This window comes from Streptomyces sp. NPDC044044 (genome assembly GCF_056434405.1).
The window spans coordinates 263,730-278,902 of the sequence record NZ_JBWKFG010000008.1 but is presented as its reverse complement, the minus strand read 5'-3'; the positions used below and the strand labels follow the sequence as shown (position 1 = coordinate 278,902).

The 15,173-nt window shown below is 70.6% G+C and carries 12 protein-coding genes; 4 read left to right on the top strand and 8 right to left on the bottom strand.

Features of this window, described 5'->3' with window-relative positions:
- From AC07AG_RS29300 to AC07AG_RS29290, 3 genes are all read right to left on the bottom strand, one after another.
- Positions 1-1,077 (bottom strand): thiolase domain-containing protein, encoded by a 1,077-nt coding sequence (locus tag AC07AG_RS29300; protein WP_478759123.1) that lies wholly within the window; start codon positions 1,075-1,077, stop codon positions 1-3.
- Positions 1,078-2,037 carry a Zn-ribbon domain-containing OB-fold protein gene (locus AC07AG_RS29295; RefSeq protein WP_478759122.1) on the bottom strand — a complete coding sequence of 320 codons (960 nt, stop codon included), beginning with the start codon at positions 2,035-2,037 and terminating at the stop codon, positions 1,078-1,080. It lies immediately after the preceding gene.
- A gap of 122 nt (positions 2,038-2,159) precedes the next feature.
- Positions 2,160-2,960 (bottom strand): crotonase/enoyl-CoA hydratase family protein, encoded by an 801-nt coding sequence (locus AC07AG_RS29290; protein ID WP_478759121.1) that lies wholly within the window; start codon positions 2,958-2,960, stop codon positions 2,160-2,162.
- Between the two features lie 214 nt (positions 2,961-3,174).
- Here AC07AG_RS29290 and AC07AG_RS29285 point away from each other — a divergent pair, with 214 nt between their 5' ends.
- Positions 3,175-4,794: an acyl-CoA synthetase gene (locus tag AC07AG_RS29285; RefSeq protein WP_478759120.1), complete on the top strand. Its 1,620-nt coding sequence runs from the start codon at positions 3,175-3,177 to the stop codon at positions 4,792-4,794.
- Positions 4,795-4,990: 196 nt separating this feature from the next.
- Here the strand turns inward: AC07AG_RS29285 and AC07AG_RS29280 are convergent, their stop codons facing one another.
- Positions 4,991-5,629: a chorismate mutase gene (locus AC07AG_RS29280; RefSeq protein WP_478759119.1), complete on the bottom strand. Its 639-nt coding sequence runs from the start codon at positions 5,627-5,629 to the stop codon at positions 4,991-4,993.
- Between the two features lie 19 nt (positions 5,630-5,648).
- Positions 5,649-6,494 carry an alpha/beta fold hydrolase gene (locus AC07AG_RS29275; RefSeq protein ID WP_478759118.1) on the bottom strand — a complete coding sequence of 282 codons (846 nt, stop codon included), beginning with the start codon at positions 6,492-6,494 and terminating at the stop codon, positions 5,649-5,651.
- A 177-nt stretch (positions 6,495-6,671) separates the two neighbouring features.
- Here AC07AG_RS29275 and paaK point away from each other — a divergent pair, with 177 nt between their 5' ends.
- Complete coding sequence (paaK, locus tag AC07AG_RS29270; protein ID WP_478759117.1) at positions 6,672-7,958, top strand: phenylacetate--CoA ligase PaaK; 1,287 nt, start codon at positions 6,672-6,674, stop codon at positions 7,956-7,958.
- Between the two features lie 16 nt (positions 7,959-7,974).
- Here paaK and AC07AG_RS29265 read toward each other — a convergent pair whose 3' ends face one another.
- Positions 7,975-9,474, bottom strand: a complete 1,500-nt coding sequence (locus tag AC07AG_RS29265) for an acyl-CoA synthetase (RefSeq protein ID WP_478759116.1) — start codon at positions 9,472-9,474, stop codon at positions 7,975-7,977.
- A gap of 140 nt (positions 9,475-9,614) precedes the next feature.
- Between AC07AG_RS29265 and AC07AG_RS29260 the strand changes: the two genes are divergently transcribed.
- Positions 9,615-12,035 (top strand): penicillin acylase family protein, encoded by a 2,421-nt coding sequence (locus tag AC07AG_RS29260; protein ID WP_478759115.1) that lies wholly within the window; start codon positions 9,615-9,617, stop codon positions 12,033-12,035.
- A gap of 85 nt (positions 12,036-12,120) precedes the next feature.
- Here AC07AG_RS29260 and AC07AG_RS29255 read toward each other — a convergent pair whose 3' ends face one another.
- The gene (locus AC07AG_RS29255; RefSeq protein WP_478759387.1) at positions 12,121-12,519 is read right to left on the bottom strand and encodes a MarR family winged helix-turn-helix transcriptional regulator; all 399 of its coding nucleotides are present in this window, start codon (positions 12,517-12,519) and stop codon (positions 12,121-12,123) included.
- A 157-nt stretch (positions 12,520-12,676) separates the two neighbouring features.
- On the opposite strand from AC07AG_RS29255, the gene AC07AG_RS29250 reads away from it, so the two are divergent.
- Positions 12,677-13,585 (top strand): nitroreductase/quinone reductase family protein, encoded by a 909-nt coding sequence (locus tag AC07AG_RS29250; RefSeq protein ID WP_478759114.1) that lies wholly within the window; start codon positions 12,677-12,679, stop codon positions 13,583-13,585.
- On the opposite strand, the gene AC07AG_RS29245 is transcribed toward AC07AG_RS29250, so the two are convergent.
- On the bottom strand, positions 13,582-15,159 hold the full coding sequence (locus AC07AG_RS29245; protein WP_478759113.1) for an acyl-CoA synthetase: 1,578 nt from the start codon (positions 15,157-15,159) through the stop codon (positions 13,582-13,584). The two genes, AC07AG_RS29250 and AC07AG_RS29245, sit on opposite strands and share 4 nt — an antisense overlap.
- Between the last annotated feature and the right edge of the window lie 14 nt (positions 15,160-15,173).

The window sequence follows — 15,173 nt, the reverse complement described above, 5'->3', positions numbered from 1 at the left end:
TCACGAATCTCCTTCGAGGACGGCGACCAGGTTCTGCTGGAGGCAAGGGCCGGATGTGGCGTGCGCGAGGGCCCGGTCCGACTCGCCCCGGTGGATGCGGGCGGCGGCCTCACCGAGCCGGATGAGCCCGGCGGCCATGACGGGGTTCGCGGCGAGCGCACCCCCGGAGGGGTTCACCGCGACGTCGGCGCCCAGCTTCAGCGCCTTGCGCAGGACGACCTCCTGTGAGGTGAACGGCGCGTGCAACTCGGCGGTGTCCACGGGCCGTTCGAAGGCGCCGGCGCGCTCGGCGGCCAGGCGGCTCGACGGCGAGTCGGTGAGGTCGCGCACGCCGAGGCTGTGCGCCTCGACGCGGTGGTCGATCCCGCGGATCCATGCCGGCCGCTCGCACAGGTCACGGGCCCGCTCCCCCGCAGCGAGGATCACGGCTGCGGCCCCGTCCCCGATGGGCGGGCAGTCGCCGGTACGGAGGGGACGTACGACGTAATCCCCTTGCGCCACCGAACCCCGCAACTGCGCATGGGAGTTGGCGGAGGCGTCCTGACGGCTGCGCGATGCCACCCCGGCGAGCGCGGGCTCGTCGGTGTCCCCCGCGTCGATCAGCGCCTGCGCCTGGAGGGCCGCGAGAGCGACCGAGTCCGGCCAGAGGGGCGCCACGTAGTACGGGTCGAGCTGCCGGGTCAGGACGTCACGCACCGAACCGGGGGACGACTTGCCGTAGGAGTACACGAGCGCGGTGTCGGCCTCGCCGGTGAGCAGCTTGGTCCACGCCTCGTACAGCGCCCAGGCCCCGTCCATCTCGACGTGCGACTCGGAGATCGGCGGCCAGGCCCCGACCCCGTCGAGCGCCATGGTGAAGGAGAAGGCACGCCCGGCGAGGTAGTCCGACGACCCGGAGCAGGTGAAGCCGATGTCGCTGGTCTTCAGGCCGGTGGCGGCGAGGACCTGGTGCAGGACCGGCATGAGCATCTCCACCTCGGAGAGCTCGTCGGTGGAGCGCAGATGGTCGGTCTGCCCGAAGGCCACGATGGCGATGTCCCGGACGGGCCGCATCACGGACGGCTTGGCGGACGGCATCTACACCAGCTCCTTGTACGTGTCGTAGTCGGCGTCCGGCTCGCCCGTGGGCCGGTAGTGATCGGGGAAGCGACCGCCCTCGGTCCACACCGGTTCGACGCGCAGCCCCATCCGCACCTGGTCGTAGGGGATGCCCGCGATCCGGGCGTGCAGGGCGAGGTCCGCGCCGTCGAGGGCGATGTGCGCGTAGACGTAGGGCACTTCGATGTCGAGGTTCTTCGCCTTGATGTTGACGATGCAGTACGTGGTGACGGTGCCGCGCGGCCCGACCTCGACCCGCTCGGTCGTGGCGACGCCGCAGGTGGGGCAGGCGCCGCGCGGCGGGACGTAGACCTTGTGGCAGGAGGGGCAGCGCTCGCCGACGGTCTTCTGGTCGGAGAGGGCGTTGATGTAGGCGGTCTGGGCGCGGCCCGGCGCGTAGGTGTAGTCGAGGCGTGCGGCCGCGACGATGCCGGTGACGGGGTCGCTGAACTCCCCGTCGTGCGGCACGACTTCGCTCTGAGCCGCCCCGTCGTACGCCTCGAAGCAGGCGATGTCGGTGATGGCACCGGTGCGTTCGGCGGCCCAGCGGATCCGGACGCGCATGCCGGTCCTGACCTCATCGGGGCCAGGGGCGTCCAGGGCGTGCAGCAGGGCGGTGTCGGCGCCGTCGAGCCGCACGAGGACCCAGGCGAAGGGAGTGTCCAGGGGCTGTCCCCTGCGGGGTTCGTGGTTCCAGGCCCAGGTGGTGACGGTGCCGGTGGCACCGACCTCGACGAGGTCACGGATCTCGTCGGCGGTCACGGGGTCGTACTCGACGGGCGGGACGAGCGTCCTGCCGTCCTTGGTCTTCACGCCGAGCACGGTGCGTTCGCGCAGCCCGGTCAGGAACGCGCTCTGCACCGGCCCGAGGGACCGGGTGAAGGGAAACTCGACGACGAGCGGGGCTCGCAGCACTTCGGGGGAGGGAGCGGATGCCATGAGCAGAACTCCGTTTCTCAGCAGGGTAAGAAGTCGCCCCGTGCGGGAACGACAGGGGCGCCTCGTAAGGGGCGCGGGGAACTGCGCGACCAGCCCCCACCGGTCGCCAGGTGACCGTCGGCCTAGGCCCGCCGAAACACCGGGTCCCGCTTCTCCGCGAAGGCTCTGGAGCCCTCCTTCGCGTCGGCGGTGTCGAAGATCGGCCACCCCCGCTTCAGCTCGGCCGCCAGGCCGTCCGCCTCCGTCATCTCGGCGGCCTCGTACACGGACGCCTTGACCGCCTCGACGGCCAGCGGCCCGCAGGCGTTGATCTGCTCGGCGATGACGAGCGCCTTCTCCAGAGCGGTGCCGTCCGGGACTACGTGGCCGATGAGGCCGATCGCGGCGGCCTCGGCCGCCGAGTAGGGCCGCCCGGTGAGCAGCATCTCCAGGGCGTGCGTACGAGGAATCTGGCGCGGGAGGCGCACGGTCGAGCCGCCGATGGGGAAGAGGCCGCGCTTGACCTCGAAGAGCCCGAACGTCGCGGACTCGCCCGCGACACGGATGTCCGTGCCCTGGAGGATCTCCGTGCCGCCCGCGACGCAGTACCCCTCGACCGCGGCGATGACCGGCTTGCGGGGGCGGTGGTGGCGCAGCATCGCCTTCCAGTGCAGATCGGGGTCGGCCTTCATCCGGCCCCGGTACTGCTCGCCGTCCATCCCCTTGCCCGCGAGGGCCTTGAGGTCCATGCCGGCGCAGAACGCGCCGCCCGCCCCGGTGAGCACGACGGAGCGGATCGCGTCGTCCTCGTCGGCGGCCACCCAGCCGTCGTAGAGGCCCACCAGCATCGGCAGCGAGAGCGCGTTCTTCGCCTCCGGCCGGTTGAGCGTGAGTATCAGTGTGGCGCCTTCGCGCCGTACAGCGAGATGTTCCGTCCCACCCATGGCCGTGCTCCCTCTCGTGACGGCTCGTCGACGGCCGGCCCGCGTCGGCCATCTGCTGTCGGCTTCGGACCTGGAACAGGTTGCAGTAGGTGGGGAGCCAGTTCAATAGTTTTCTGACAGTCAGTCAGATTTCTTGAACGAGCACCCTTCCCACTTGTGGGTGCCTCTGCTCTGATGACCGCCAGAAGAGATGACTCCGGGGTCAGGAGGAGCGGTGGAGTACAACCTTGCCGACCTGTTCGAGTCGGTCGTCGACGTGGTCCCCGACCGCGAGGCGCTCGTGTACATCGATCACCCCGGCACCGGGGCGGAACGCAGGCTGACGTACGCCGAGCTCGACCTGGCCGCCAACCGCCTCGCGCACCACTTGATCGACAGCGGCCTGAAGCCGGGCGAACACCTGGGGCTCCACCTCTACAACGGCGTCGAGTACCTGCAGACGGTGCTCGCCTGCCTCAAGGCGCGCCTCGTCCCGGTCAACGTCAACTACCGCTATGTGGAAGAGGAGTTGGTCTACCTCTACCGTGACGCGGACCTCGCTGCCCTCATCTTCGACGCGGAGTTCACCGAGCGGGTCGCGGCCGCGCTGCCGCGCACGGAGAAGCTGCGGCATCTGGTGCGGGTGGGGACCCCGCCGGCCGACGCCCCGGTGCTCGACGTGGTGGCCTTCGCACAGGCGGAGGAGGCGGGTTCGCCGGAGCGCGGGTTCCCGGCGCGCTCGGCCGACGACCTGTTCATCATCTACACCGGCGGCACCACCGGCATGCCCAAGGGCGTCATGTGGCGCCAGGAGGACCTCTTCTTCGCCGGGCTCTTCGGCGGCGAACCCGCGGGCGAGCCGGTGAAGCGTCCCGAGGAACTGGCGGAGCGCGTCGCGGCGGGCGGCCCCGGCATCACGTTCTTCCCCGCTCCCCCGCTGATGCACGGCACGTCGACGCTCACGTCGTTCATCGCCTTCAACTACGGCCAGCGGGTGGCCATTCACCGCAAGTACGTCCCCGAAGAGGTGCTCCGCACCATCGAGCGGGAGAAGGTGTCCAGCGTCTCGCTGGTGGGCGACGCCATGCTCAGGCCCCTCATCGACGCCCTGCACGGCCCGCTCAAGGGCACCGACCTGTCGTCGCTCTTCAGCGTCTCGTCGTCCGGGGCGATCATGTCGGAGACGGTGCGCGCCCAGTTCCAGGAACTCGCCCCGAACGTCCTGCTCCTGAACAACTTCGGCTCATCCGAGTCCGGGTCCAACGGCAAGGCGACGGACGACTCGGGTCCGGAGAAGGGCTTCCGCCTGGAGGTCAACGAACGTACGCAGGTGGTGGATCTGGTCACGCACGATCCGGTCCCGGTGGGCGTACCGGGCCGCCTGGCCCAGCGCGGCCATGTGCCGCTCGGCTACTACAACGACCCGGCGAAGACCGCCGAGACCTTCTTCCAGAAGGGCGACGAGCGCTGGGTACTGCTCGGCGACATGGCGACGGTCGACGAGGACGGCATCGTCACCGTCCTCGGACGCGGCTCGCAGTGCATCAACACCGGCGGCGAGAAGGTGTATCCGGAGGAGGTCGAGCAGGCGCTCAAGTCCCATCCGGACGTGTACGACGCGCTGGTCGCCGGAGTCCCCGACGAACGCTGGGGCAATCGGGTGGCCGCGGTGGTCCAACTCCGGCAGGGCGCACCCTCATTGGACCTGGAGGCCATCCAGACCCACTGCCGCACCCGCCTCGCCGGCTACAAGATCCCGCGAGCGGTGGTCTTCACCACGGAGATCCAACGCTCACCGAGCGGCAAGGCGGACTACCGGTGGGCGAAGTCGGTGGCGGCGGGGGCGGGTCGCTGAGTCCGCGGGCCAATCGGGCACGCACGCCCACCGAGGTCACCAGGGGACAATCGGACACCCCCACCCGGCCCCAACCGACGTCACCACAGGCCAATCGGGCACCCCCACCCACCTCCACCCCAACCAACTTCACCACGGGGCAATCGGGTGGGTGGGCGGGAAAGAATCCGCCGCGAAGCGGCGGCCCGGAAGAGAGTCAGCCCGCACACACAGACCGAAGCGCACGCTCCAGAGCCACGGTGTGCAGCACGTCAAGCTGCCGCTCATGGAGAACCCGTACGCCCGCCACGGTGACAAGCCCACGGCAAGCCGGCGCTGAACGCGCGGACGCAGAGTCGGCGATCCCCCGCACCAACTCCCCGTTCACCCGATTGATCTCCTTGCGAACCTCCCCGAGGTCCGGCTTCTCCGCGGGCACCTGCGAAGGATCCGCGTCCCACCGCCGGTGCAGCTCTCGCTGCACCACCTTGTTGGCCTCGATCTGGTCCCGGAAGATCCGCACGGTCGCCTCGGGATCGGCCCCCACATCCCGTGCCTGGCGCGCGACATCGTCAAGGACCTGCTTCTCGCGGGCAGGGTCGTCGATGGGGCTGCCGGTGCCGTACTTCGCGGCGGCGACGAGATCGGCGGTGGCCAGCCGCTGGGCGGCGAGATCGACCAGCGGATGGAGCCGGGCGTACGACCCCGCGGGGGCAACGGCCCCGGACCGCTGCGACGGAGCGGCAGCGGGAGCGGCAGTCGGAGCGGCAACAGCAACACCCCCGCTCCCCGCCAGCAGAGCCACGCCCACGGCCCCAGCGGTGAACAAACGCCCGACGGACGCGGTAAGACGCACGGTGTTCTCCTCCGTATTCCTAGTCCTGCGCGAGGAATCCTGCCACGCGCCGCGCGAACCACTCCGGATCGTCCAGCCACGGGAAGTGCCCGCCGCCCGGCTGCACTTGGCGCACGCCGCCGGGGAAGTACCCGGCGAACTCCTCCGCGTGCGCGGGGTTGGGCGCACCGTCGTACTCACCCGCGAGCACGAGCACCGGCGCCGCGAGAGCGGCCAGGGCCTCGCGCGTACCCGCAGGGTCGAACGCGCCGTCACCGTAGAACAGAGCAGCCGCCTCGGCGTTCTTCTCCCTCGCGCTCGCCGCCTGGTGCGCCCGCGCCGCGTCGTCCCAGCGGCCGTAGGCGAGGGGCACGATCGCGTCCCACACCTCGAGGGGGCTGCGACCGCCCTCGATCTCCTTCAGGGCGGCCTCGGCGGCCGGGTACCAGGGCTCGGCCTTGTGCGCCGCCGCGGCGTCAAGGTGATCCCGCGCGCCCGGCGTGAGGCCGAGCGACTGGGTGGCCGGCGCGACGAGGACGAGGCGGCGGACCCGCTTCGGGTGGCGCGCCGCGTACAGCGTGGCGATGTTCCCCGCCGCCGAATGGCCGAGCAGGTCGATCTCGTCGAGGCCCAGGTGCTCGCGCAGCGCCTCGACATCGTCCACGAGTCGGTCGCAGCGGTACGTCACCGTGTCGGCCGGCACCGCCGAGTCGCCCGTGCCGCGCAGGTCGAGCAGGATCAGGCGGCGGTGCGCGGTCAGGCCGCCGAGGTCGCCGAAGTAGGCGGAGGCGCGCATGGGACCGCCCGGCACACAGAGCAGCGGTTCGCCCTCCCCCTTCTCGTGGTAGGCGAGCTCGGTCCCGTCGTATGCGGTGAATGTCGGCATGGGGTTGATCATCACATCTCGCGCCGCACCCGGACAATGCCGTTCGGAGGCAGCGCCCCAGCTCAATGCGGCCGTGCGCGATCTCTTGACGGCCGCCCCCGGGGCTGGATTACTGACCTCGACAGAAGATCCACGACCGAATGATCGGTCGCCCGTTTGGGACGGGAGAGCATCCATATGACGGCCATGCTGGACGCGGCGGAGCGCCTCGGGCGCGAGGAGCTCGAGGCGCTGCAGCTGGAGCGCCTGCAGGACACCTTGCTGCACGCGTACGAGAACGTTCCCTTCTACCGGGCGGCGTTCGACAAGGCGGGCCTGCGCCCCGACGACTGCCGTTCACTCGGCGACCTGGCCCGCTTCCCGTTCACGGCCAAGACCGATCTGCGGGACAACTACCCCTTCGGGATGTTCGCGGTCGAGCAGTCCGAGGTGCGGCGCCTGCACGCCTCCAGCGGCACCACGGGGCGGCCCACGGTCGTCGGCTACACCGAGCAGGACCTGTCGATGTGGGCGGACGTCGTCGCCCGCTCGATCCGCGCGGCGGGCGGCCGCCCCGGCCACAAGGTCCATGTGGCCTACGGATACGGCCTGTTCACCGGCGGTCTCGGCGCGCACTACGGCGCCGAGCGTCTCGGCTGCACGGTGATCCCGGCGTCCGGCGGCATGACGGCGCGCCAGGTCCAGCTGATCCAGGACTTCCGCCCCGAGATCATCATGGTCACCCCGTCGTACATGCTGACGCTCCTGGAGGAGTTCGAGCGCCAGGGCGTCGACCCGCGCACGACGTCCCTCAAGGTCGGCATCTTCGGCGCCGAGCCGTGGACGGAGGAGATGCGCGCCGAGATCGAGGAGCGGTTCGCGATCGACGCCGTCGACATATACGGGCTCTCCGAGGTCATCGGCCCCGGTGTCGCCCAGGAGTGCGTGGAGACCAAGGACGGCCTGCACATCTGGGAGGACCACTTCTATCCCGAGGTGGTGGACCCGATCACCGGCGAGGTGCTCCCGGACGGCGAGCGCGGCGAGCTGGTCTTCACCTCCCTCACCAAGGAGGCCATGCCCGTCGTCCGCTACCGCACGCGCGACCTGACACGCCTCCTGCCCGGCACCGCACGGACCTTCCGCCGGATGGAGAAGGTCACGGGCCGCACGGACGACATGGTGATCCTGCGTGGCGTGAACCTCTTCCCCACGCAGGTGGAGGAGATCGTCCTGCGGACTCCGGGCGTCGCCCCGTACTTCCAGCTGCGCCTGACCCGCGAGGGCCGCATGGACGCGCTGACGGTCCGGGCCGAGTCCCGCGCGGACACGACTCCCGAGCGGCGCGATGCGGCGGCACGGGAGATCGCGTCGGCGGTGAAGGACGGCATCGGCGTCTCGGTGGCGGTCGAGATCGTCGATCCGGAGACGATCGAGCGGTCGGTGGGCAAGTTCAAGCGGATCGTGGACCTGCGGGACAAGTAGCGCCTGACACGTACCCCTACGACGCGCTGAAACGGTCCCGCAGCTCCCGCTTGAGGATCTTCCCGCTCGCGTTGCGCGGCAGCTCGTCCACGAAGAGGACCCGTTTGGGCGCCTTGAAGTGGGCGAGCTTCTCGCGCGCATGGTCGATGAGTTCGGCTTCGGTGACGTCTCCGCTGCGTACGACGACGGCGGTGACCGCCTCGATCCAGCGCTCGTCCGGCAGGCCGATCACGGCCGTCTCGGCGACCCGCTCGTGGGTGTAGAGCGCGTCCTCGACCTGGCGGGACGCGACGAGGACGCCGCCGGAGTTGATGACGTCCTTCACCCGGTCGACCACCGTGAAGTAGCCCTCCTCGTCCCGCACGGCGAGGTCCCCGGAGTGGAACCACCCGTCACGGAAGGCCTCCTTGGTCTCCTCGGGCTTGTCCCAGTAGCCCTCGCACAACTGCGGTGAGCGGTAGACGACTTCACCCTGCGTGCCGTCGGGCACCTCGGCGCCACGCTCGTCGACGACCCGCGCCTCGACGAAGAGGACCGGCCGCCCGCAGGAGTCCATCCGCCCCTCGTGCTCCTCGGGCCCCAGGACCGTGGCGAGGGGGCCGATCTCGCTCTGCCCGAAGCAGTTGTAGAAGCCGAGCGACGGCAGCCGTTCGCGCAGCCGCTCCAGGACGGGGACGGGCATGATCGACGCCCCGTAGTAGGCCTTGCACAGCCCGCCGAGGTCACGGGTGGCGAAGCCGGGGTGGTTCGAGAGGCCGATCCACACGGTGGGCGGCGCGAAGAGGCTGTCGGCGCGGCCCGCCTCGACGAGCTCGAAGATCCGCTCGGCGTCGGGCGCGTCGATGATCGTGTTCTCGGCGCCCACCGCGAGGTACGGCAGCAGGAAGACGTGCATCTGCGCCGAGTGGTAGAGCGGCAGCGAGTGGACGGGCTTGTCCGTCTCCTTGAGGTCAAGGGCGGTGATGGCGCTGACGTACTCGTGCACGAGGGCGCGGTGGCTCATCATCGCGCCCTTGGGGAGCGCGGTGGTGCCGGAGGTGTAGAGCAGCTGGGCCAGGTCGTCGGCGCCGGGTGCTTCTCCGTCGTACGCCGCCGTGCCCGCGAGCCGCGCGAGCAGCGAGTCGTCCGCGTCGCGCAGCGGGAGCACGCGGACGTCACCGGGAAGGCGCGGGGCGAGGTCCGGATCGGCGAGGACCAGGGAGCTGCCCGACTGCCCCACGATGTACGCCAGGTCGTCCCCGACGAGGTTCTGGTTGACCGGCACATGGACCAGGCCCGCCCGCGAGCAGGCCAGGAAGCCGATGAGATAGGCGTCCGAGTTGTGTGCGTAGGCGGCGACACGGTCACCGTGGCCGAGCCCCTCGGCGCACAGTGCCCGGGCCGCGCGCGAGACGGCGTCGTCCAGCTCCGCGTACGTCCAGACCCGCTCGCCGTAGCGCAGAGCCACTCGCCCCGGCACGCGCCGCGCGCTCCGCCGAAGGACCCCGTCGACCGTATTGCTGCGTACACCCGTCATGGCGTGATCCTGTGCCGCGCGCGTCTCGGTGGTCAAGGCTCCGGACGGGGCACGAACTGGTCCGGTTTCGGTACTCGATCAAGTGACATACCGATTGGTACGCTCAACCGCCCCTTCCCTCACTCCAGTTGGGAGGCACCATGCGTACCCGCACAAGACGCCTGACGGCCCTCGGCATCAGCCTGTTGACCGCCACGGCTCTCCTGCCGTCGTCCGGCGCCATCGCCGGCGCGGCGGAGGGGCGCGACGCCCGCCCTTCGGGCGGCGGCCTGTCCGCGACCGTCCGCTACACCCAGTACGGCATTCCGCACATTCTCGCCAAGGACTACGAGAACCTCGGCTTCGGCACCGGCTGGGCGCAGGCCGCCGACCAGGTGTGCACGCTCGCCGAGGGATACGTGACCGTGCGCGGGGAGCGGTCACGTCACTTCGGCCCTGACGGCAAGCCCGACGGCTCGCTGTCGTCGGCCACCACGAACCTCTCCAGCGACCTCTACTTCGGTGGCGTCCGCGACACGCACACGGTGGAGAAGCTCCTCAAGCAGCCCGCCCCGGCGGGGCCGAGCGCCACTTCCAAGAAGTTGATGGCCGGATTCGCCGCCGGCTACAACGCCTGGCTGAAGCAGAACCGCGTCACCGACCCGGCCTGCAAGGGCGCGAAGTGGCTGCGCCCGATCACCGCCCTGGACGTGGCACGGCAGGGCTTCGCCGTTCAGGTCCTTGGCGGTCAGGGGCGCGGCATCGACGGCATCACGGCCGCGCAGCCGCCGACCGCCTCGGCCCCGGACCGCGCACCGGACCCCGAGCGCACCGCCAAGGAGGCGCGCAGGCTGTTCTCGGCCGACGAGGCCGTCATGGGCTCCAACGCCGTCGCCTTCAGCGGGAAGACCACCGCGAACGGCAAGGGGCTGCTGCTCGGCAATCCGCACTACCCCTGGCAGGGCGGCCGCCGCTTCTGGCAGTCGCAGCAGACCATCCCCGGCGAGCTGAACGTCTCGGGCGGTTCGCTGCTCGGCACGAGTGTGGTGAACATCGGCTTCAACGGCGATGTGGCGTGGAGCCACACGGTGGCGACCGGCGTGACCCTCAATCTGCATCAGCTCACGCTGGATCCGGCCGATCCGACCACCTATCTGGTGGACGGGAAGCCGGAGAAGATGACGAAGCGGACGGTCGATGTGCCGGTCAAGGACGGCAAGCCGGTGACCCGCACGCAGTGGTGGACCCGGTACGGCCCGGTCACCACCGGCCTCGGCGCACAGCTGCCGCTGCCGTGGTCGGCGAAGACGGCGTACGCCCTGAACGACCCCAACGCCACGAACATGCGCGGCAGCGACACCGACCTCGGCTTCGGCAAGGCCCGCTCCACCGACGGGATCCTGAAGGCGCTGCGCGACACCCAGGGCCTGCCGTGGGTCAACACCGTCGCCGCGGACCGCAGGGGCCACTCGCTGCTCAGCCAGTCGCAGGTGCTGCCCCGCATCACCGACGACCTGGCCGGGCGCTGCTCCACCGACCTGGGCAAGGTGACGTATCCGGCGTCGGGTGTCGCCGTGCTCGACGGATCGCGTGGTGACTGTGCGATCGGGTCGGACAAGGACGCCGTCCAGCCGGGTGTCTTCGGGCCGTCGAAGATGCCCACCCTCAAGGACGCCCCGTACGCCGAGAACTCCAACGACAGCGCCTGGCTCACCAACGCGGACCGGCCGATCACGGGGTACGAGCGGGTCTTCGGTACGATCGGCACGCAGCGCTCCATGCGCACGCGCGGCGCCCTCGAGGATGTCGCGGCGATGGCGAAGGAAGGCGGTCTGACGGTCAGGGACCTCCAGAAGCAGCAGTTCGCCAACCGTGCGCCGGCGGGCGACCTGGCCGCCGACGACGCGGCACGTGCGTGTGCCGCGCTGCCCGGGGGCACCGCGACCGGCAGTGACGGCAAGGCCGTCGACGTACGCAAGGCCTGTGACGTCCTCAAGGCCTGGGACCACAGCATGAACACGGACAGCAGGGGCGCACTGCTCTTCGACCGGTTCTGGCGGGGGCTCGTCGCCACCGTGCCGAACGCACAGCTGTGGAAGGTGCCGTTCTCCGCCGCCGACCCGGTGCGCACCCCGCACACGCTGAACACGGCCGCTCCTGGCTTCGCGACCGCGCTCGCCGACGCGGTGACGCAGCTGAGCGGGGCGGGCATCGCGCTCGACGCTCCGCTGGGCAAGAACCAGTTCGTCGTGCGCGGCTCCGAGCGGCTGCCGGTCCATGGCGGCACGGAGTCGATCGGCGTGTGGAACAAGGTCGAGCCGGTCTGGGACGCGAAGGGCGGCGGCTACACCGAGGTCGCGCACGGTTCGAGTCACATCCAGGCGGTCGGCTGGGACAAGGGCCGCTGCCCGAAGGCGCGCACGCTCCTCACCTACTCGCAGTCGTCGAACCCGAACTCGCCGCACTACAGCGATCAGACGCGGCTGTACGCCGATGAGCGCTGGGTGACGTCGCGGTTCTGCGAGAAGGACATCCTGGGCGACCCGAAGCTGAAGGTGGTCAAGGTGCGCGAACGCCGCTGAGGCTTCGCCGCACCGACCGGGGCCGGGTCGCACCGCGTTGCCATCGACGCGGTGCGGCCCGGCTCTGTCGTGTCCGGGGGGGCGCTCAGCCGTCGGCGAGGCCGTCCTCGTACGCCGTGAGCGTGTCGATGAACAGCTTCCTCTCGGCTCCGGTGAGCGGCGCGAGCGCCTTGCGCCAGGCGACGGCGCCCCTGCCGAGCCAGCCGTCGATCGACGAGCGGTGCGCATCGGCGATGTCGACGATCTTGCGTCGGCGGTCGGCCGGGTCCTCCTGCCGTTCCAGGACTCCCTTGCGGCTCAGCTCGCCGACCATCAGGCTCACCGTCGTCGGCGCGACCTCCAGGCGGGCGGCCAGTTCGTTGACGCTCATCGGGCCGTCGAAGAGGAGGTAGGCGAGCAGCGAGAGATGGCGGGGCGCGAGCGCGAGCGACTGCAGCTCTTCGGGGATCTTGATCCGCTTGACCCGTCCGACCATGCGCGGCATCAGCAGGAGCAGGGTCCGGACGGCGTCGTCGACCTCCGGACCGGCCTGGTCACCGGTTGACACTCGCCACCCTCCTCAATAGCTTTGACGTCAAAGCTAATTCGCTTTCAAAGCAAACGCATCTGCCGTGCCGATGCTATCGAAGGGGTACACAGCCATGCCCGAAGAGCCTGAACAGCCCGCGCAGCTCCCCTCCCCCGCAGAGTTCAACCGACAGCTCATGGCCGACTTCCGGGCGAACGGAGGCCAGGTCGGCGGCATGTTCGCCGGCGCCCCGCTCGTCCTCCTGACCACGACCGGCGCCCGCAGCGGCCGCCCCCGGAGCAATCCCGCCGTGTACGCGCGCGACGGCGACCGGCTCCTCGTCTTCGCCTCCAACGGCGGCGGGGACAAGAACCCGGACTGGTACCACAACCTCCTTGCCGACCCGCGGCTCACCGTCGAGATCGCCGACGGCACGGGCGGCGTCGATCGCTTCCCGGCCACGGCCGAGCCGCTCGCCGGCGACGAACGCGACCGCCAGTACGCGGCGCAGTGCGAGCGCGACCCGGCCTTCACCGCCTACCAGCAGGGCACGGACCGCACCATTCCCGTCATCGCGCTGCACCGGCTGAGCGCGGCCGACCCCGCACGGCACCGGGCGATCGCCGATCACCTGGTCCGCGTCCACGCCGAACTGCGCGACGAGCTCGCCGACTTACGCAAGCAGGCAGCCGCCCGCCAGACGGCATCCGGCACCCCGCGCCCCGCACCGTCCCTCGGCGAGCAGCTCACTCGCCACTGCCTCACCCTCTGCGGCGCGCTCCACGAGCACCACACCAACGAGGACGGCGCCTTCACCGAACTGGAGCGCCAGTTCCCTGAGTTGACCCCGGGGATCACCAGACTCCGCGAGGAGCACCAGACGGTCGCGCGGACCCTGGCCGAACTGGAGGCGCTCGTCGCCGATCCGGACGCGGCCCCCGACCTGGTCGGCGAACTCGACCGACTCGCGTCGGGCCTTGAGGAGCACTTCGCCTACGAGGAGGAACAGCTCCTGCCCGCGCTGTACGGCCGCCGCCCCTAGACCGCGCGCTCCCGTCCCTCCCAGTACGGCTCGCGCAGCCGCCGCTTGTAGAGCTTGCCGTTCGGGTCGCGTGGCATGACCTCGATGAAGTCGACGCTCTTCGGCCTTTTGTAGCCCGCCAGTTGACGCTCGCAGTGCCCCAGGATGTCGGCGGCGAGTGCGTCGCCCGCCGTGTGGCCGTCCGCCACCTCCACGACCGCCTTGACCTGCTCGCCCCACTCGTCGTGCGGGATGCCGAACGCCGCGGCGTCCGCGACGGCGGGGTGGGTGAGCAGCGCGGACTCGATCTCCGCGGGGTAGATGTTGACCCCGCCCGAGATGATCATGTCGATCTTGCGGTCGCGGAGGTAGAGGTAGCCGTCCTCGTCCAGGAGGCCGAGGTCGCCGACGGTGAAGAAGTCGCCGATGCGGTTCTTCTTCGTCTTGGACTCGTCCTTGTGGTAGGAGAATCCGCCGGTGCTCATCTTCATGTAGACGGTGCCGAGTTCACCGGGCGGCAGCCGGTTGCCGTCGTCGTCGAAGACGGCCAGTTCGCTGATGGGCCAGGCCTTGCCGACGGTGCCCGGCCGCTTCAGCCAGTCCTGCGCGGTGGCGAAGGCGCCGCCGCCCTCGCTGGCCGCGTAGTACTCCTCCACGCACTCGCCCCACCACTCGATCATCGCCCGCTTGACGTGGTCGGGGCAGGGCGCGGCGCCGTGGATGGCGTGACGCATCGACGACACGTCGTACGCCGCCTTCGTCGCGTCCGGCAGGGCGAGGAGGCGGTGGAACTGGGTCGGCACCATGTGGGTGTGCGTGCACTTGTACCTGTCGATCAGGCGGAGCATCTCCTCCGGGGTCCACTTGTCCATCAGGACCAGGGGGTGGCCTATGTGCAGGGCGGCGCCCGCGAATTGGAGGACCGCGGTGTGGTAGAGCGGCGAGCAGACCAGGTGCACGTTGCCGTCGAAGGGCTTGACGCCGAAGATGCCGAGGAAGCCTCCCAGGTACGACTCCTCGGGGAGCTTGCCGGACAGCGGGCGCCGGATGCCGCGCGGGCGCCCCGTCGTGCCCGACGTGTAGTTCATGACCCAGCCGAGTGTGCGGCCTTGCGGCACGGACTCCGGCTGTCCGGCGAGGAGTTCGGCGTACGGACGGAAACCCGCCACCTCGCCCACGGCGTACCGGTGCGTGGCCGGGAGCTTCGCCTCGTCGGCGGCGTGGGTCGCCGCCTGCGCGAACCGCTCGTGCGCGACGAGCACCTTCGCACCGGAGTCGGCGACGATCCAGGCGATCTCGGGTCCGACCAGGTGGTGGTTGACCGGGACGAGATAGAGACCGGCCTGGGAGGCCGCCAGATACGCGGTGAGGAACTCGACGCCGTTGGGCAGCACGACGGCGAAGGCGTCGCCGCGTTCCAGGCCCGCGGCGCGCAGCCCGTGGACGAGCCGGTTGGTCGCCTCGTGCAGGCGCCGCGCGGTCCACTCCTCGCCGTCGGGCGCGATCAGGACCGCACGGTCCGGGTCGGCCTGGGCCTGGGCCCAGAAGCCGTTGGGGGGCGTGCTGCCCGGCGTGCTGCTCGGCGTGCTGCTCATGGGAACCTCTCCTC

Coding starts and splice junctions, on each gene's coding strand:
- AC07AG_RS29300 (WP_478759123.1), bottom strand. CDS start 1,077: ATGCCGTCCGCCAAGCCGTCCGTGATGCGGCCCGTCCGGGACATCGCC.
- AC07AG_RS29295 (WP_478759122.1), bottom strand. CDS start 2,037: ATGGCATCCGCTCCCTCCCCCGAAGTGCTGCGAGCCCCGCTCGTCGTC.
- AC07AG_RS29290 (WP_478759121.1), bottom strand. CDS start 2,960: ATGGGTGGGACGGAACATCTCGCTGTACGGCGCGAAGGCGCCACACTG.
- AC07AG_RS29275 (WP_478759118.1), bottom strand. CDS start 6,494: ATGCCGACATTCACCGCATACGACGGGACCGAGCTCGCCTACCACGAG.
- paaK (WP_478759117.1), top strand. CDS start 6,672: ATGACGGCCATGCTGGACGCGGCGGAGCGCCTCGGGCGCGAGGAGCTC.
- AC07AG_RS29265 (WP_478759116.1), bottom strand. CDS start 9,474: ATGACGGGTGTACGCAGCAATACGGTCGACGGGGTCCTTCGGCGGAGC.
- AC07AG_RS29260 (WP_478759115.1), top strand. CDS start 9,615: ATGCGTACCCGCACAAGACGCCTGACGGCCCTCGGCATCAGCCTGTTG.
- AC07AG_RS29255 (WP_478759387.1), bottom strand. CDS start 12,519: ATGCCGCGCATGGTCGGACGGGTCAAGCGGATCAAGATCCCCGAAGAG.
- AC07AG_RS29250 (WP_478759114.1), top strand. CDS start 12,677: ATGCCCGAAGAGCCTGAACAGCCCGCGCAGCTCCCCTCCCCCGCAGAG.
- AC07AG_RS29245 (WP_478759113.1), bottom strand. CDS start 15,159: ATGAGCAGCACGCCGAGCAGCACGCCGGGCAGCACGCCCCCCAACGGC.